Annotated in this window: 1 protein-coding gene; it reads right to left on the reverse strand. The window is 30.9% G+C overall.

Going from position 1 to position 1,287, the window contains the following annotated elements:
• Window positions 1-130: 130 nt before the first annotated feature.
• On the reverse strand, window positions 131-727 hold the full coding sequence (locus tag IEX12_RS23060) for a TetR/AcrR family transcriptional regulator (protein WP_188725989.1): 597 nt from the start codon (window positions 725-727) through the stop codon (window positions 131-133).
• Window positions 728-1,287: the final 560 nt, after the last annotated feature.

The raw sequence follows: 1,287 nt of genomic DNA on the forward strand, positions 1-1,287 counted from the left end.
TCTTGTGCGTTTCATGTTGTAAGCCTCCCTAACACATTAAGTAGTATAATACATTCCACTCTTAGTGTCCAAGTTCATTTAGGGGCTTATGAGCAACTATTCTAATTAAAGTGAAGTAGACCTTTTGGTGTTACATAACTATTTTTGTTATTACTCTAGTTAAATCATCCCTATACTTCTCAAGACTAAAGGAATTCTTATTTTTAAGCATACTTTCTTCAATTGCACCTTGAATCAGGACACAAATCATTTCTACGTCAAATTCATTAGAAAACTCTTGACTCTCTTGTCCCTCTAACAAAATCTCTTTGAGCAATGCATTTAACAGATCTTCTTCGTCATCATCAGCTTTATAGTAAGGCACTCCTTCTTCGTTTTTAGCATTAAAAACAATTTCAATTAATGCAATATTTTTTTTATAATTAGCTACTTGGTAAGCCAAACTAGCTTCAATATATGCTTTTAATTGTAAAATAGGCGTTTCTTCTCGAACAACCTTTCCACTAATAAAATCCAACTTTTTGTTAAGTAAATACAGTAAGGTTTGATTGATTAAATCCATTTTTCCAGAAAAATGATACGAAATTAATCCTGTACTTACTCTTGCCTTTTTAGCGACTTTGGTTAAACTGACATTTGTATAACCAACTTCGTCAAGTGTATCAATACAAGCTTGAATAATCTGTTCTCTTCGTGCTTCAGCAATAAAAGATTGTTTGTTTTCCATCAGGTTATTCCTCTCATTCATGTTGATTGTCCAATATTTAAATTGGTCATCCAATCAATTTTTATTTTAGTATAAATTCCCTATTCCTGTCAACAACAAGTAATTCGCCAAATAGTCTTCTGATCAATATATAGCTAAAATCACCAAACATGAATTAGAAATTTACCATCCAACGGTTAAAAATATTTGTTTTTTCGATTGTAGTTTTGAAATAAAGTTTGATCAAAAGAGACCTCAGAACCCATATTCTATGGCAAATAAAAACAATCAATTTTGAAAAAAAGATTGTTCAAAATGGATTGCTCCCTTGTGAATTAGTATACATTTTTTATAAAAAAGTTGATTGTTTTATGACTACGATCCTTCAACAAACGTGTCCGATTGCAGTATAAAGTTCCTGAAAGTGAAGCTCCAACCCATCAATAATTAGCCATAATTCGCGTACCTAATAACACCGATGATATTAGTCTAATAATTGGACATAACAAATGGGGATTTTTATACTAAATATAATAATCTCTAGGAGTGTCTAAGATGGCCAAACGATATGATAAAGAATT

This window comes from Lentibacillus populi, assembly GCA_014642895.1.
Taxonomy (GTDB): Bacteria; Bacillota; Bacilli; order Bacillales; family Amphibacillaceae; genus Lentibacillus_C; species Lentibacillus_C populi.